We start from the raw sequence: 13,259 nt of genomic DNA, 5'->3' as shown, positions 1-13,259 counted from the left end.
CATGTCGTCTGGCGCGCCCTTGCAGAAGGCGCAACTGAATCCTGCCGCACCGCCGGAGCGCCCGTGTCAGTTAGGTATGCCTAACTGGGCTTTCGCGGCCGGTTGCAGCGGTTGTCTCGACATCAAGATATCCCGCCGGATATCTCGACATCAAGTTACTCACCAGTATGGTCAGATGGGGGCGAGGCGCCAGTAGAGCAGCCCGAGAACGACGACGGAAAGTACCGGCGCGAGAAACTTCTGCTCGAAGGCGCGGCCCGTCTTGATCCCGATCTTCCAGGGGAGCAGCCAGCGCTGCTTCATCGGCCACAGGACCGGGCAGCCCTTCTCGGTGCAGCAGTCCCCCACCACGTGCACCAGGCAGCCGACCGCGACCGCCAGCCCCAGCCAGGCGTAGCCCACGCCGTCGGAGCGGAACACCGCGAACAGCCCCGCCGTCATGGCGATGTTCACCATCGCCGAGGCGAACTTCTTGCCCGGGATCCCGATCCCGATCGCCCGCAGCGCCAGGCCGATCAGCAGCACGACCAGGACGTCCCGGCCGATCGGCTGGCTGGTGGCCAGATAGTGGGCGCCGAACCCGGCGCCGACCGCGAACAGCAGCGAGTGGGTGGCGTGCCGGTGCCCGCCGGCCAGCCAGTTGACCGCCTTGCTCAGCGCCCAGGTGACCGGGCCGAAGGTCTGCGCGATCGTCGCGCTGGGATGGTCGAGGTCCGGCAGCATCGCGGCCCCGGCGCAGACCAGGGCCCCGGCGACGAACTCGGCCGGACTCAGCGCGTTCACCATGACGCCGGTCTCGACGAACCTGGAGGACTCGGTCAGCAGCGGCAGCGCGGCGAGCGCCGGGGCCACCCCGAGCCAGGCGATCGCCCCCGTCAGCGCGTGCGTGTGCCCCATCAACGCTCAACCACCACCATCACGATCACAGTGATCGACTGTACGGCAAAGCCCTGTCCCGCAGGGGGCAGCACCATTCTGCCCCGTGACGACGCGAGGGCAGGGATTCCTCCGCCCGGGGCCCGAGACGAAAAAATCCCCCGCATCCAGACGGACACGGGGGAGGAACGACAGACGGGACCGTTCCGCGCCGAAAGCACCCCCCAGCCCTTCCCGCGCGGAACGAATCCCGTCTATGTCATTTGTAACGCCTAGGTCTCGGTGCTTGTTCCGAAAACCGGCGAGAATCCAGTGATCTATCTCACTTATTTTTTCCGGCCACCAGAATCTTACTCACTGTGACCGGGTGAAGTCAGAAACGATCCGGACGAAGCCTTGCCTTCAGAATACTGTCGATATATCTTTGAAGAATCGAGAGCGATCGAAGGTCGATCGTGAACACAGGAGGACGACATGACATCCGCACACGCGATGGGCGGCCGGTGGCCGGGAGCGCACCCGCACCAGATCCGCCGTGAGATGAAGCGCGCCGCCAGGGAGGTCTGGCGCACCATGGCCGAGAGCCGGCATGAGGACGGTCCGTACGCGCACCGCGGCCCGCGCGTCCCGCCCGAGGGCGGCCCGCACGACCGCCGGCACCGCGGCGGTCCCCGAGGCGGCGGCCCGTTCGGCGGCGGCCCCTTCGGCAGCGGCTTCCCGTGGGACTGGGGACGCGGCCCCTGGAGCGGCCCCGGCCGCGGCGGCGGACGCCCGCCGTTCGGCCGGGGGCGCAAGGCGAAGCGGGGCGACGTCCGCGCCGCGATCCTGGCGCTGCTCTCCGAGGAGCCGCGCAACGGCTACCAGATCATCCAGGAGATCGCCGAGCGCAGCCAGGGCGGCTGGAAGCCCAGCCCCGGCGCGGTCTACCCCGCGCTCCAGCAGCTCACCGACGAGGGCCTGGTCCTGTCGGAGGAGAACGACGGCCGCAAGACCTTCCGGCTCACCGACGCGGGCCGGGCCTACGTCACCGAGCACCCCGACGAGGTGCGCGCGCCGTGGGAGGAGATGACGCCCAACGTCGACGAGGGCACCTGGGAGCTGATGGACCTGGCCCGCCAGTCCGGCTTCGCCATGCTCCAGATCCTGCAGACCGGCAGCGAGGCGCAGATCCGCCAGGCCAGGCAGCAACTGGTCGAGACGCGGCGCAAGCTCTACCAGATCCTCGCCGAGGGCGACCCCGGGGAGGAGTGAGCGCCCGGCGGGTGAGCGTCCGGCACGGGCCGGCCACCCGCCGCCTCCGCCGCCCACCGGCCGGGCCGCCGGTCGCGATGGGCCCAGATCATCAAAAAGCGCCATCCATCAGGGAATCTCGGGATACGAGGAGAAGGCATGACCTCTCACGGCGATCTCCGTATCGGGGACGTGGAACGCGACGCGGCGATGGCGGCCCTGCGCGAGCACTACGCCCAGGGCCGCCTGACCCACGAGGAGCTCGACGAGCGCCTCGGCCTGACCCTGTCCGCCCGTACCGGGCGTGAGCTGGCCCTGGCCCAGGAGAACCTCCCCGACCTGTACGGCGCCGCCTCCCCGGCGGGGCCGTACGGCGTGGGCGGGGACGGCCCGCGCGCCCGCCGGACGGGTGGCCGGCCGGACCTGAGGACCGGCTGGCGGGCCGAGTGGAGGGCGGAGCTGCGGGCGGAGCGCCGCGAGGCCTGGCGGCGGCACGCGGCCGGGCCGCACGGGTCCCGGCCGCCGGGGCACCGGCATCCGACGGCCCACCGGGGCGGGCCGCCGCCCCTGGCGCCGCTGCTGTTCGTGCTCCTGGTCGCCGGGGTGGCGTTCGCCGGGTTCGGCGTGCTCAAGTTCGTCTTCCTCGCCTGGCTGGTGATGACCCTGTTCCGGGTGCTCCACCACCGCGGCCACGCCCGGCGGGCCGGCCGGTCCGGCGCGTTCTGAGCCGGGCCGTTCTCCGGTTCCGGGCCGGGCGGGACGGGGCGGGGCGGCGGGACGGGGCGGGGCGGCCGGACGGGACGGGGCGGCCGGACGGGACGGGGCGGCCGGACGGGACGGGGCGGCCGGACGGGACGGGGCGGCCGGACGGGACGGGGCGCGGTCAGAGCGGGGGCCGTCCCAGGGACTCGCGGAGCCGCCGCAGCTCCCCCGCGATCCGCTCCAGCGTCCAGTGGGCGTTCAGGCCGCTGGGGTTGGGCAGCACCCAGACCGGCGCCTCGCCGACCCGCTCCTCCTGCGGCCCGATCGCGGCCTTCGGCCGCCCGAACGCGGTCCGGTAGGCCGTCACCCCCGCCACCGCCAGCACCCGGGGCCGGACCTCTGCGACCAGCCGCGCCAGCCGTACCCCGCCCTGCCGGAACTCCTCCGCCGACAGCTCGGCGGCCTGCGCGGTGGCCCGGGGCACCACGTTGGTGATGCCCAGCCCGAAGGAGGGCAGCAGGTCCTGCTCGGCCGGGGAGAGCAGGCGGGGCGTGAAGCCGGACCGGTGCAGGGCGGGCCAGAAGCGGTTGCCCGGCCGGGCGAAGTGGTGCCCGGTGGCGGCCGAGTACAGGCCCGGGTTGATGCCGCAGAACAGCACCTCCAGCCCGGGTCCCAGGACGTCCTCGATGACCAGGTCCTTGGCGGCCTCAAGCTCGGCTCTCGTCGGAGGCATGACCGCTTCCCTCCCCTCCCGGACGGCTTTCACTCATCCCGGTCTCCCTCTTCCCGGTCTCCCCGGCCCGCGTCTTCCGGGCCGCCCTGTTCCCGGACGGCACCGCCCGCGCCGTCGTGCCCCGCTCCGCCTCCGGCCATCACCGCGCGCCGCTCCTCACCGTCCCCGGCCCGGAGCCTCATCAGCGGTACGGCGGCGGCGAGCGCCAGCACCGTGGCCAGCGCCAGGCCGGGCAGCGCCTCCGCCATACCCACCTCCTCACCCGCCACGATGGACCCGCCGAACCTCAGCGGACCCTCGGGGGCCACGAGGCTCGCCAGGAACGCCGCAGGGACCATCACCAGACCGGTGATCAGGAGCAGCGTGGCGCCCGTCCGGCCCAGCAGCCGATCCGGTGTGATCGCCTGACGGTGGCTGAGCAGCGCGACCAGGGTGATCGTCGATCCCACGTACGGGACGGACGTGCCGACCAGGTTCCAGAACGCGCCCCAGGCCGTCCCGCCCAACGCGACCAGGAGCGTGAACGGCTGGGTCACCAGCACGGCCAGCCAGGCCAGCCGGAGAGCCCCGAACCGCCGGTGCAGCAGCACGGCCAGCAGGGCTCCGACGAAGGGCGACCCCTGGAACAGCATCCATTCCCACCCCAGGCCGTCGGGGACGGACAGCTCCTCCCCGACCTCCTCGGCCACCGCCTCGGCCAGTGCGGACAGCACCAGATACAGGACGATCGCCTTGACCACCGGATGGGTCAGCGTGAAGCGCACGCCCTCGGCCAGCTCCCGCCACAGGGACGTCCACAGTCCCGCCGACTCCCCGGGGACATCGGTCCCGGAGGACGGCGACGCCTTCAGGACCGGCGGCTCCTCGGCGACGCCGACCCCGCGGAACAGCAGCGCCGCGACCATGAACAGCACGGCGACGACGGCGAGCACCACCAGCGCGGGAACGCCCTCCGCCCCGTCTTCGCCCACCTGCCGGATCCACCCATCGGCCCTGCCCGCCGCCCCTGCTCTGGCGACCGGCAGGTAGTCGAGCGCGAGCGGGAGGCCCGCCGAGACGGCGAACAGCACGGCGTTGGCCGGGACGAGCCGGTCACGCCCGGCGACGGCCGGCAGGTGGGCCTCTCCACCGAGCTGCCCGGCGACCCCGAGCAGCATCAGCACCGCGCTCACCGCCGCGAAGTGCACCAGGGTCTTCATCTCCAGCCAGGCCGCGCCCAGGATCGAGGCCAGCAGCACCGCGCTCAGCAGGCCCACGGCCACCAGCAGCGGCCCGCGGCGCACCCGGTCGACCACCACGCCGACGGGGAGGGTCAGCACCGCTGGCAGCAGCAGCACGGCCAGCAACAGCACGGTGCGGGGCGAAGCGCTCTCGGCGGACACGAAGTCGTCCCTTGTGAACGTGTCCGTCACGTAGTCGGTGAGCACGGTCGTCAGGAGGTAAGTGGCCGCCCCGAGGACGAGGAGGCCCAGGAAGAACAGCAGGAAGGCCCGCTGCCGGAACAGGCTGGGGGAGATCATCCCCGCATCCTTCACACCGCCGACAAAAGCCGCAAATCAACCGGCAGCGCGCGCCTGGGGCCGTACCGGGGGAACGCGTCCTCGCAGCCGCCGCGCCCGGCCGTACCCGGCGCGGGCCCGTACGGACACGAGATGTCCGTACGGGCCCGCGCGCTCAGAGCCGGGGGTCCACCGGCTCGGACTCCAGGGCGAGGACGGCGAAGACCGCCTCGTGCACGCGCCAGAGCGGCTCCCCCTCGGCCAGCCGGGACAGCGCCTCCAGCCCGAGCGCGTGCTCGCGCAGCGCCAGGGAGCGCTTGCGGCCGAGGAAGCGGTTGCGCAGCACGTCCAGGCTCTCGGTGTAGTCGGGGCCGTAGATGATCCGCAGGTACTCCCGCCCGCGGACCTTGATCCCCGGCTGCACCCGGCCCGGGCGGACCTCCACCGGCCGCGGCTCCGCCTCGCCCTCCGGCCCGCTCGCTCCGGTACGGCCCGGCGGCGCGGTGGATCCGGCGGGGCCGGCGGGGGCGGTGAGCGGCTTGACGACCATGCCCTCGCCGCCCTCGGCGGTCAGCGCCTCCCACCACACGGTCGCCGCCTGCCTCGACTCCTCCGAGTCCAGGTCCACGTAGACGTGGCGGGTGGGCGCGATCAGCGGGTCCTCCAGCCGCGACAGCGCCTCCAGGTGCCAGGAGTGCGGCTCGGTCGCGGCGGTCGCCCGGCCCTCGCACGCCAGGATCTGGAACGGCGCCACCCGCAGGCCCTCCAGGCCGGAGACCGGCCAGCAGTAGCGCGCATAGGCGTCCCTGAACCGGGCAGCGTTGTCCAGGCGGCGTCGGGTGCGGTCCAGCAGACCGCCCACACCCAGACCGCGCCCGGCCGCCGCCTCCAGTGCCGCGATCGTCTCCGGCAGCGCGGTGCGGGCCGCCGCGCCCACCGAGGCGTACTGGTTGCGGATCAGCCCCTCCGCCTTGGCCGACCAGGGCAGCAGCTCGCAGTCGAGCACCAGCCAGTCCGAGCCCAGCTCGTCCATGAGCGGCGCGCACGCCGACCGGAGCCGGTCGACGAGCGCGCCGATGACCGCCGCGTCGTCGAAGAACGGCCGCCCGGTGCGGGTGTAGACCGCGCCCGCGCTCCCGTCCTCGACCCCGAACCGCGCCGCCGCGGCCTCGGGGGTCCTGGCCAGTACGGCCACCGCCCGCGAGCCCATGTGCTTCTCCTCGCACACCACCCGGCCCACTCCCGCCGCGGCGAACTCGGCGAACGCCTCGGCCGGGTGCTCCAGGTGGCCGTCCAGCCGGGAGGTCTCCGGCGGTGCCATGGTCGGCGGCAGGTAGACCAGCCAGCGCGGGTCCACCGCGAACCGGCTCATGATCTCCAGAGCGGCGGCGGAGTTCTCCTCCCTGACCTTGATCCGCCCGCCGCCGTAGCGCACCTCGATGTGCCTGGTGCCCCGCACGTCGTCGATGGAGAGGGTCTCCGGGTCGCGGTGGCCGGGGGCCGCGAACGGCTTGACCGGCTCGTACCAGACCTTCTCGGCGGGCACCGAGACGATCTCCCTGCTCGGGTAGCGCAGCGCGGTCAGCCTCCCGCCGAAGACCACGCCGGTGTCCAGGCAGATCGTGTTGTTGATCCACTCCGGTTCGGGGACCGGCGTGTGCCCGTAGACGACCATGGCCCGGCCGCGGTACTCGCGTGCCCAGGGGTAGCGGACCGGCAGGCCGTACTCGTCGGTCTCGCCGGTGGTGTCGCCGTACAGCGCGAAGGAGCGCACCCGGCCCGAGGCGCGGCCGTGGTAGGCCTCCTTCAGCCCGGCGTGCGCGACGACGAGCCCGCCGCCGTCGAGCTGGTAGTGGCTGATCAGCCCGTCCATGAAGGCCAGCGCGGCGGTGCGGAACTCCTCGGGCTCGGCGGAGAGCTGGTCGAGCGACTCCTGCAGGCCGTGCGCGACGCGCACCTTGCGGCCGTTGAGCGCGCGGGCGAGCTTCTGCTCGTGGTTGCCCGACACGCACAGCGCGGTCCCGGCCGCGACCATGCCCATGACCAGCCGGAGCACTCCCGGCGTGTCCGGTCCCCGGTCCACCAGGTCGCCGACGAACACCGCCGTGCGGCCCTCGGGGTGGCTGGCACCGGCCGGCGTGACCTCCCAGCCGAGCTTGCGCAGGAGCGCCTCGAGCTCGGCGCGGCAGCCGTGCACGTCGCCGATGATGTCGAACGGCCCGGTCAGCTCGCGCCGGTCGGTCCACGCCTTCTCCGTGACGACCGCGGCGGCCTCGATCTGCTCCACCCCGCGCAGCACGTGGACCCGGCGGAAGCCGTCCCGGGAGATCTTCCCCAGGGAGCGCCTCAGGTCCTTGCGCTGGCGCCGTACCACCTGCGGCCCGAAGTCCCGGTCGGGCCTGGCCTCGTTGCGGGCGATCGCGACCTCCTCCGGGACGTCGAGGACGACCGCGTCGACCAGGACGTTCTCCGACTTGGCCAGGTCGATCAGCTGCCTGCGCGCCTCCCACTGCACGTTGGTGGCGTCCACGACGGTGAGCAGGCCCCGCCGCAGGCGGGTGCGGACGATGTAGTGGAGCACGTCGAAGGCGTCCGGCGTGGCCGCCTGGTCGTTCTCGTCGTCGGCGACCAGGCCCCGGCAGAAGTCGGAGGAGATCACCTGGGTCGGCGCGAAGTGCCTGCGCGCGAAGGTCGACTTCCCGCTCCCGGACACCCCGACGAGCACGACCAGCGACATCGCCGGAACGGCGATCTCGGTCGCGGCCGGCGCGGCGGCCCCGGTCGCGGGGTCTCCCGTCTCCGGAACGGCCCGGGCGAGGTCGTCCCCTCCGTCCTCGGGCACGGCGGTCTCGGTCATCGGGTCCCTCCCAGGGTGAAGACGGCCATCTGCGTGGGCGGGCCCAGCTCGGGGTCGTCGTCCCCGACGGGGCGGAAGGCGACGGTGTAGCGGTACTCGTCGCAGACCTTCGCCGCCCAGGCCGCGAACTCGGCCCGGGTCCACTCGAACCGGTGGTCGGGGTGGCGCATGCCCGTCAGGAACTCGTAGCGGACGTTGTACTCGGCGTTGGGCGTGGTGACGACGACGTGCCCGGGACGGGCCGCGCCGAAGACCACCCGCTCCAGCGCCGGGAGCCGGGGGAGGTCGACGTGCTCGACGACCTCCATGAGGACGGCGGCGTCGTATCCGGCGAACCGGTCGTCGGTGTAGGTCAGCGCCCCCTGGAACAGCTCCAGCCGCTCCCGCTGCCGGTCGGGCATGCGGTCGAGCCTGAGCTTCCTGGCGGCGACGGTCAGCGCGTGCGCCGACACGTCCGTGCCCGCGACCCTGGTGAAGGCCGGGTCGGCCAGCAGCGCCCCGACCAGCTGCCCGGTGCCGCAGCCCAGGTCGATGACCGTGTGCGCCCCCAGTTCGCGGAGCACGCCTGCCACCGCCTCCCGCCGCACCGCGTTCAGCGGCCGCTTCGCCCCAGGCTCCACAGTCCCGGGCTCCACAGTCCCGGGCTCCACAGTCCCGGACTCCACAGCCCCGGACTCCACAGCCCCGGACTCCACAGCCCCGACCCGGGGCCCCGCCTCATCGCGGGGCCCGGCGGGCTCCTCCGCCGCCGTGGCGGACGGCTCTTCCGCCGGCGGCTCCGCGCCCTCTTCCCGGGACGGCTCCGGATCCTCCTCGACGGGCGGCTCCAGATCCTCCTCGACGTCGTCGCCGAGCTCGGCCAGGCGGGCGAAGGCCGTACGGGCGAGAGCCCAGCGGCGGCCGAGGTAGCGGCGGGTGATCAGGCCCCGCTCCGGGTGGGCGGCCAGCCAGGACTCGCCCGCGCGGATGAGCTTGTCCACCTCGTCGGGGGCGATCCAGTAGTGCTTGGCGTCGTCCAGGACGGGCAGCAGCACGTAGAGCTGGTTGAGCGCGTCGGCCAGCCGGACCTCGCCGCGCAGCGCCAGCCGCACGTAGCGGGAGTCCCCCCACTCGGGGAACCCCTCGTCCAGCGGTACGGCCCGTGCCTCGACCGCCCAGCCCAGCGGCTCGAACAGCCGGTGCGCCAGCTCGGGGCCGCCCCGGCAGGGCAGCGCGGGCAGCGTGATCTCCAGGGGGACCGGCCCGGCCGCGAGCTCGGGACGGCTCGCGCAGCGGCCCGCGCGGGCCGTGCGGAAGACGTCCGCCAGCGCGCCGGCCAGCAGCGACGAGGCCGCGTACGGCCGGTCGTTGACGTACTGCCCCAGGGCGTAGTCGGGCGTCGAGCGTCCGCGCGAGCGCACCAGGCGCACCGGGTCGACGTCGAGCATCAGCGCCGCCGTGCAGCGCTCCTCGCTCGCCTCCGGGTAGAAGACGCGGGCCGTGCCGTACGACTGGCCGAACTCCTGGACCCGGTCCGGATGCTTGTGCAGCAGGTAGCCGAGGTCGGTGGCGGGCCGCAGGGTCGTGGAGATGGTGAGCAACACCCGGGAAAGTATGTCCCAGCCCGATCTGCCCGACCAGTGATTATCCGTTCCCGGCGCGGCGCCGGGAGGGACCCGGCCGCCCTCCCGGACCGGACGCCCCGGGGTCCGGCCCGGGTGCGGCGGCCGGGGAGCCCGCGGTCCCCGGCCGGTCCTCCCCTACACGTGCGGCAGGACCTCGGCGGCGATGAGCTCCAGGTGGTCCAGGTCGCCCAGGTCCAGCACCTGGAGGTAGATCCGCTCGGCGCCCAGCTCGGCGAACCTCCCGATCTTCTCGGCCACCTCGGCGGGGGTGCCCGCCAGCCCGCTGTCGCGCAGCGCGGCCGGATCCTGCCCGATCACCCCGGCCCGGCGCGCGATCTCGGCGTCGTCGGCGCCGACGCAGACGGTCTGCGCGGCGGAGAGCACGATCGAGGACCGGTCCCGCTCCTCGCACGCCCGGCGGACCCGGTCGAAGGCCCCGGCCGTGTCGCCGAGCGTGCGGAACGGCACGTTGTACTCGTCGGCGAAGCGGGCGGCCAGCGCCGGGGTCCGCCGGGCGCCGAACCCGCCGATGATGATCGGCGGCCTGGGGCTCTGCGCGGGCTTGGGCAGCGCCGGCGAGTCGGCGAGCCGGTAGTGGGAGCCCTCGAAGGAGAAGGTCTTGCCCGCGGGCGTGGTCCAGAGCCCGGTGAGGATCTCCAGTTGCTCCTCGAACCGGGCGAACCGCTCACTGACCGGCGGGAACGGGATCCCGTACGCGATGTGCTCGGCGTCGAACCAGCCGGTGCCCAGGCCCAGCTCGGCCCGGCCGCCGCTCATCCGGTCCACCTGGGCCACGCTGATCGCCAGCGCGCCGGGCAGCCGGAAGGTGGCGGGGGTGACCAGCGTCCCGAGCCTGATCGTGGAGGTCTCCCTCGCCAGGCCCGCCAGGGTCACCCAGGCGTCGGTGGATCCGGGGCCGGGATCGCCCGGCCCGATGCGCATGTAGTGGTCGGAGCGGAAGAAGGCGTCGAACCCCAGCCGCTCCGCGGCCCGCGCAACCGCCAGCAGCTCGTCGTAGGTGCCGCCCTGCTGCGGTTCAGTGAAGATCCTCAACTTCATGGGCCCTATTATCCGGGCACTCCGGACGGCGTCCGCGGAAAGCTCGCGGTACGGCGGGAGCGCTTGCTAACGTTCGAGACTCCGGTGCGCTAGGTAGCGGACCGGATACCCAAAGCGATCAGACGGCGCCGTGGAGAGGGTGGAGACAGATGCCGACGGCGACAGCCCGCCCCGCCGCCCGTCACGCCCGCGAGCCGGGCACCCCGCCCCGCTCCCTCGTCGCGCTCGCCGCCATCCTGCTCGCCGCCACGACCGGCGCCGCGGTCTGGCTGCTGCCCGCCGAGGCCGACGAGTGGGCCGGGCCCGCCCGGGCCGCGCGCCCCGAACGCCTCGGCGCCGCGACCGCCCCGCCCGCGGGCCGGCCCGCGGCCGAGCGGGTCGCCGACTCCGGCGCCGCCGCTCCCGCCGCCGGAGGCCCGTCGGGCTTCGTGACGTTCGTCGACGCCGCCCGCACCCCGCTCTTCGGCCTGCCCTCGGCCGCCGACCCGCAGGACGGCGCGCGCTGGTTCGCCCTGGGCCATCTCACCGCCGGACGGGACGGCTGCACCCTGCGGTGGGGCGGGCGGCAGGGGCAGGGCGGCGACCCGGTCCCCGGCCGGCTGGACCGCCTGCGGGCGGCCGGCGGCGTCGCGGGCCTCGTCTTCGGCGGCCCGACCGGCCGGGAGCTCTCCGGCGCCTGCGCCGTCCCCGCCACCCTGACCGCCGCCTACCGCAAGGCCGTGGGCGACTTCGGCGCCGCCTACCTCGACTTCGAGGTCCAGGACTCCGCCGACGACGAGACCGTCCTGCGCCGCGCCGAGGCGATCACGGCACTGCAGGAGGAGGCGCGGGAGGGCGGCCGGTCTCTCGCGGTGGGCTTCACCCTCCCGGCGACCGAGACGGGCCTGGCCCCGCGGGACCAGATGATGCTCCGGGCCACCCGGGAGGCGGGCGTGCGGATCTCCGTCGTCAACCTGCTCGTCCCGATCAGGCCCGCGTCCGCCGGCCAGAGCCGTCTGCGCCCCGTCGCCTCGGCCGTCCGCGCCGCCCGGCCCCAGGTCGCCGAGGCCCTGGCCGAGCCCGTCACCGAGGGCAGGATCGCGCTGACCTCCGTCCTGGCCGGCCCGGAGAGCCTCTCTCCGGCCGATGCCCGGAAGATGGTCGCCTTCGCCGCCCGCAACCACCTGGCCTGGCTCTCCACCCGGGGCGCCGCACCCGATCCCGAGGTCGTCCGCCTGCTGTCGGCGCCTCCCCTGTAGCGCTCCGGCCGACGCCGGGGCCCGGGGCCCGCCTCCTCAGGCGGACTTCTCCGGGCGCTCCCACGTGCGATCGGACCGCTCGCGCGGGACCAGGGTGGGGTTGACGTTGTCGAGGACGGTGTCGCGGTCGATCACGACGCGGGCCACGTCGTCCCGGCTCGGCACCTCGTACATCACGTCGAGCAGGACCTCTTCGAGGATCGCGCGGGTCGCCCGGGCACCGGTACGGCGCAGCAGCGCCTGGTCGGCGATCGCGCCGACGGCGTCCTCGGCGAACTCGAGCTCGACGCCGTCGAGCTCGAAGAGCTTCTGGTACTGCTTGATCAGGGCGTTGCGCGGCTCGGTCAGGATCCGGACCAGCGCCGTCCGGTCCAGCGGCCGCAGGGTCGACACCACCGGGAGCCGGCCGACGAGCTCGGGGATGAGCCCGAACTTCAGCAGGTCCCCGGGCATGACGCCGGCGAACACGTCCTCCTTCTCCCGCGCCTCCCGGGTCCGGATCGCGGCGCCGAACCCGGCGCCCCTGCGGTCGGTCCGCTGCTCGATGATCTTCTCGAGGCCGGCGAACGCCCCGCCGACGATGAACAGCACCTTGCCCGTGTCGATCTGGATGAACTCCTGCTGCGGGTGCTTGCGCCCGCCCTGCGGCGGCACGCTCGCCGTGGTGCCCTCCAGCATCTTCAGCAGGGCCTGCTGCACGCCCTCGCCCGAGACGTCGCGGGTGATCGACGGGTTCTCGCTCTTGCGGGCGATCTTGTCGATCTCGTCGATGTAGATGATGCCGGTCTCGGCCTTCTTGACGTCGTAGTCGGCGGCCTGGATCAGCTTGAGCAGGATGTTCTCGACGTCCTCGCCCACGTAGCCGGCCTCCGTCAGCGCGGTGGCGTCGGCGATCGCGAACGGGACGTCGAGCATCCTGGCGAGTGTCTGGACGAGGTAGGTCTTGCCGGAGCCGGTCGGGCCGATCAGCAGGATGTTGGACTTGCCGAGCTCGACCGGCTCCTCCTTCCCCGCGTGCCGCCCGCTCCCGCCGGCCCCCGACCGGATGCGCTTGTAGTGGTTGTAGACGGCCACCGCGAGCGTCTTCTTGGCGCCGTCCTGCCCGACGACGTACTGTTCGAGGAACTCGTAGATCTCCCGCGGTCTCGGCAGCTCCCGCAGCCCGCTCTCGGAGGGTTCGCCGAGTTCCTCGGCGATGAGCTCGTTGCAGAGCTCGACGCACTCGTCGCAGATGTAGACGCCGGCCGGACCCGCGATGAGCTTCCTGACCTGTTTCTGGCTCTTCCCGCAGAACGTGCACTTCAGCAGGTTGCCGCCACCGATGCGTGCCACTCGGAAACGTCTCCTCAACGGTTGTGCGGGCCGGGGCCCGCAGGGACCAGGCCGGGCCTGGCGGTCGGAGGGTCACGGACGGCGACGCCGGACACGGGGCGATCTCCGGAGGACCCCGCTCGCAGCCGG

At 73.7% G+C, this 13,259-nt stretch carries 10 protein-coding genes; 3 read left to right on the top strand and 7 right to left on the bottom strand.

Going from position 1 to position 13,259, the window contains the following annotated elements:
- Positions 1-171: 171 nt before the first annotated feature.
- On the bottom strand, positions 172-897 hold the full coding sequence (locus FHS22_RS17695) for a metal-dependent hydrolase (RefSeq protein ID WP_260408029.1): 726 nt from the start codon (positions 895-897) through the stop codon (positions 172-174).
- A 453-nt stretch (positions 898-1,350) separates the two neighbouring features.
- On the opposite strand from FHS22_RS17695, the gene FHS22_RS17690 reads away from it, so the two are divergent.
- Both FHS22_RS17690 and FHS22_RS37355 read left to right on the top strand, forming a co-directional pair.
- On the top strand, positions 1,351-2,127 hold the full coding sequence (locus FHS22_RS17690; RefSeq protein WP_184943020.1) for a PadR family transcriptional regulator: 777 nt from the start codon (positions 1,351-1,353) through the stop codon (positions 2,125-2,127).
- Between the two features lie 138 nt (positions 2,128-2,265).
- The gene (locus FHS22_RS37355; protein ID WP_221473762.1) at positions 2,266-2,832 is read left to right on the top strand and encodes a DUF1707 SHOCT-like domain-containing protein; all 567 of its coding nucleotides are present in this window, start codon (positions 2,266-2,268) and stop codon (positions 2,830-2,832) included.
- A gap of 157 nt (positions 2,833-2,989) precedes the next feature.
- On the opposite strand, the gene mug is transcribed toward FHS22_RS37355, so the two are convergent.
- From mug to FHS22_RS17660, 5 genes are all read right to left on the bottom strand, one after another.
- The gene (gene mug, locus FHS22_RS17680; RefSeq protein WP_184943018.1) at positions 2,990-3,541 is read right to left on the bottom strand and encodes a G/U mismatch-specific DNA glycosylase; all 552 of its coding nucleotides are present in this window, start codon (positions 3,539-3,541) and stop codon (positions 2,990-2,992) included.
- 29 nt (positions 3,542-3,570) lie between these two features.
- A complete protein-coding gene (locus tag FHS22_RS17675) occupies positions 3,571-5,061 on the bottom strand; it encodes a hypothetical protein (protein ID WP_184943016.1) in 1,491 nt (496 codons plus the stop codon).
- Positions 5,062-5,215: 154 nt separating this feature from the next.
- On the bottom strand, positions 5,216-7,897 hold the full coding sequence (locus FHS22_RS17670; protein WP_184943014.1) for a polynucleotide kinase-phosphatase: 2,682 nt from the start codon (positions 7,895-7,897) through the stop codon (positions 5,216-5,218).
- Positions 7,894-9,480, bottom strand: a complete 1,587-nt coding sequence (locus tag FHS22_RS17665; protein WP_184943013.1) for a 3' terminal RNA ribose 2'-O-methyltransferase Hen1 — start codon at positions 9,478-9,480, stop codon at positions 7,894-7,896. Before FHS22_RS17665 ends, FHS22_RS17670 begins: the two co-directional genes overlap by 4 nt.
- A gap of 156 nt (positions 9,481-9,636) precedes the next feature.
- Positions 9,637-10,560, bottom strand: coding sequence for an LLM class F420-dependent oxidoreductase (locus FHS22_RS17660; protein ID WP_184943011.1), 924 nt, complete (start codon positions 10,558-10,560; stop codon positions 9,637-9,639).
- A 149-nt stretch (positions 10,561-10,709) separates the two neighbouring features.
- Here FHS22_RS17660 and FHS22_RS17655 point away from each other — a divergent pair, with 149 nt between their 5' ends.
- Entirely contained in the window at positions 10,710-11,798 is a 1,089-nt protein-coding gene (locus FHS22_RS17655) for a glycoside hydrolase family 18 protein (protein ID WP_184943009.1), read from the top strand.
- A gap of 36 nt (positions 11,799-11,834) precedes the next feature.
- Here FHS22_RS17655 and clpX read toward each other — a convergent pair whose 3' ends face one another.
- Complete coding sequence (clpX, locus tag FHS22_RS17650) at positions 11,835-13,130, bottom strand: ATP-dependent Clp protease ATP-binding subunit ClpX (RefSeq protein WP_184943007.1); 1,296 nt, start codon at positions 13,128-13,130, stop codon at positions 11,835-11,837.
- Positions 13,131-13,259: the final 129 nt, after the last annotated feature.

The organism is Thiemannella venezuelensis (assembly GCF_014203605.1).
Lineage (GTDB): Bacteria > Actinomycetota > Actinomycetes > Streptosporangiales > Streptosporangiaceae > Planomonospora_A > Planomonospora_A venezuelensis.
Note: the sequence above shows the minus strand (reverse complement) of the source record. Positions and strands in the feature narration are given on the sequence as shown.

Excerpts from the sequence above, each read along its gene's own strand:
- FHS22_RS17695 (WP_260408029.1), bottom strand. The coding sequence starts at position 897 with ATGGGGCACACGCACGCGCTGACGGGGGCGATCGCCTGGCTCGGGGTG.
- FHS22_RS17690 (WP_184943020.1), top strand. The coding sequence starts at position 1,351 with ATGACATCCGCACACGCGATGGGCGGCCGGTGGCCGGGAGCGCACCCG.
- FHS22_RS37355 (WP_221473762.1), top strand. The coding sequence starts at position 2,266 with ATGACCTCTCACGGCGATCTCCGTATCGGGGACGTGGAACGCGACGCG.
- mug (WP_184943018.1), bottom strand. The coding sequence starts at position 3,541 with ATGCCTCCGACGAGAGCCGAGCTTGAGGCCGCCAAGGACCTGGTCATC.
- FHS22_RS17675 (WP_184943016.1), bottom strand. The coding sequence starts at position 5,061 with ATGATCTCCCCCAGCCTGTTCCGGCAGCGGGCCTTCCTGCTGTTCTTC.
- FHS22_RS17670 (WP_184943014.1), bottom strand. The coding sequence starts at position 7,897 with ATGACCGAGACCGCCGTGCCCGAGGACGGAGGGGACGACCTCGCCCGG.
- FHS22_RS17660 (WP_184943011.1), bottom strand. The coding sequence starts at position 10,560 with ATGAAGTTGAGGATCTTCACTGAACCGCAGCAGGGCGGCACCTACGAC.
- FHS22_RS17655 (WP_184943009.1), top strand. The coding sequence starts at position 10,710 with ATGCCGACGGCGACAGCCCGCCCCGCCGCCCGTCACGCCCGCGAGCCG.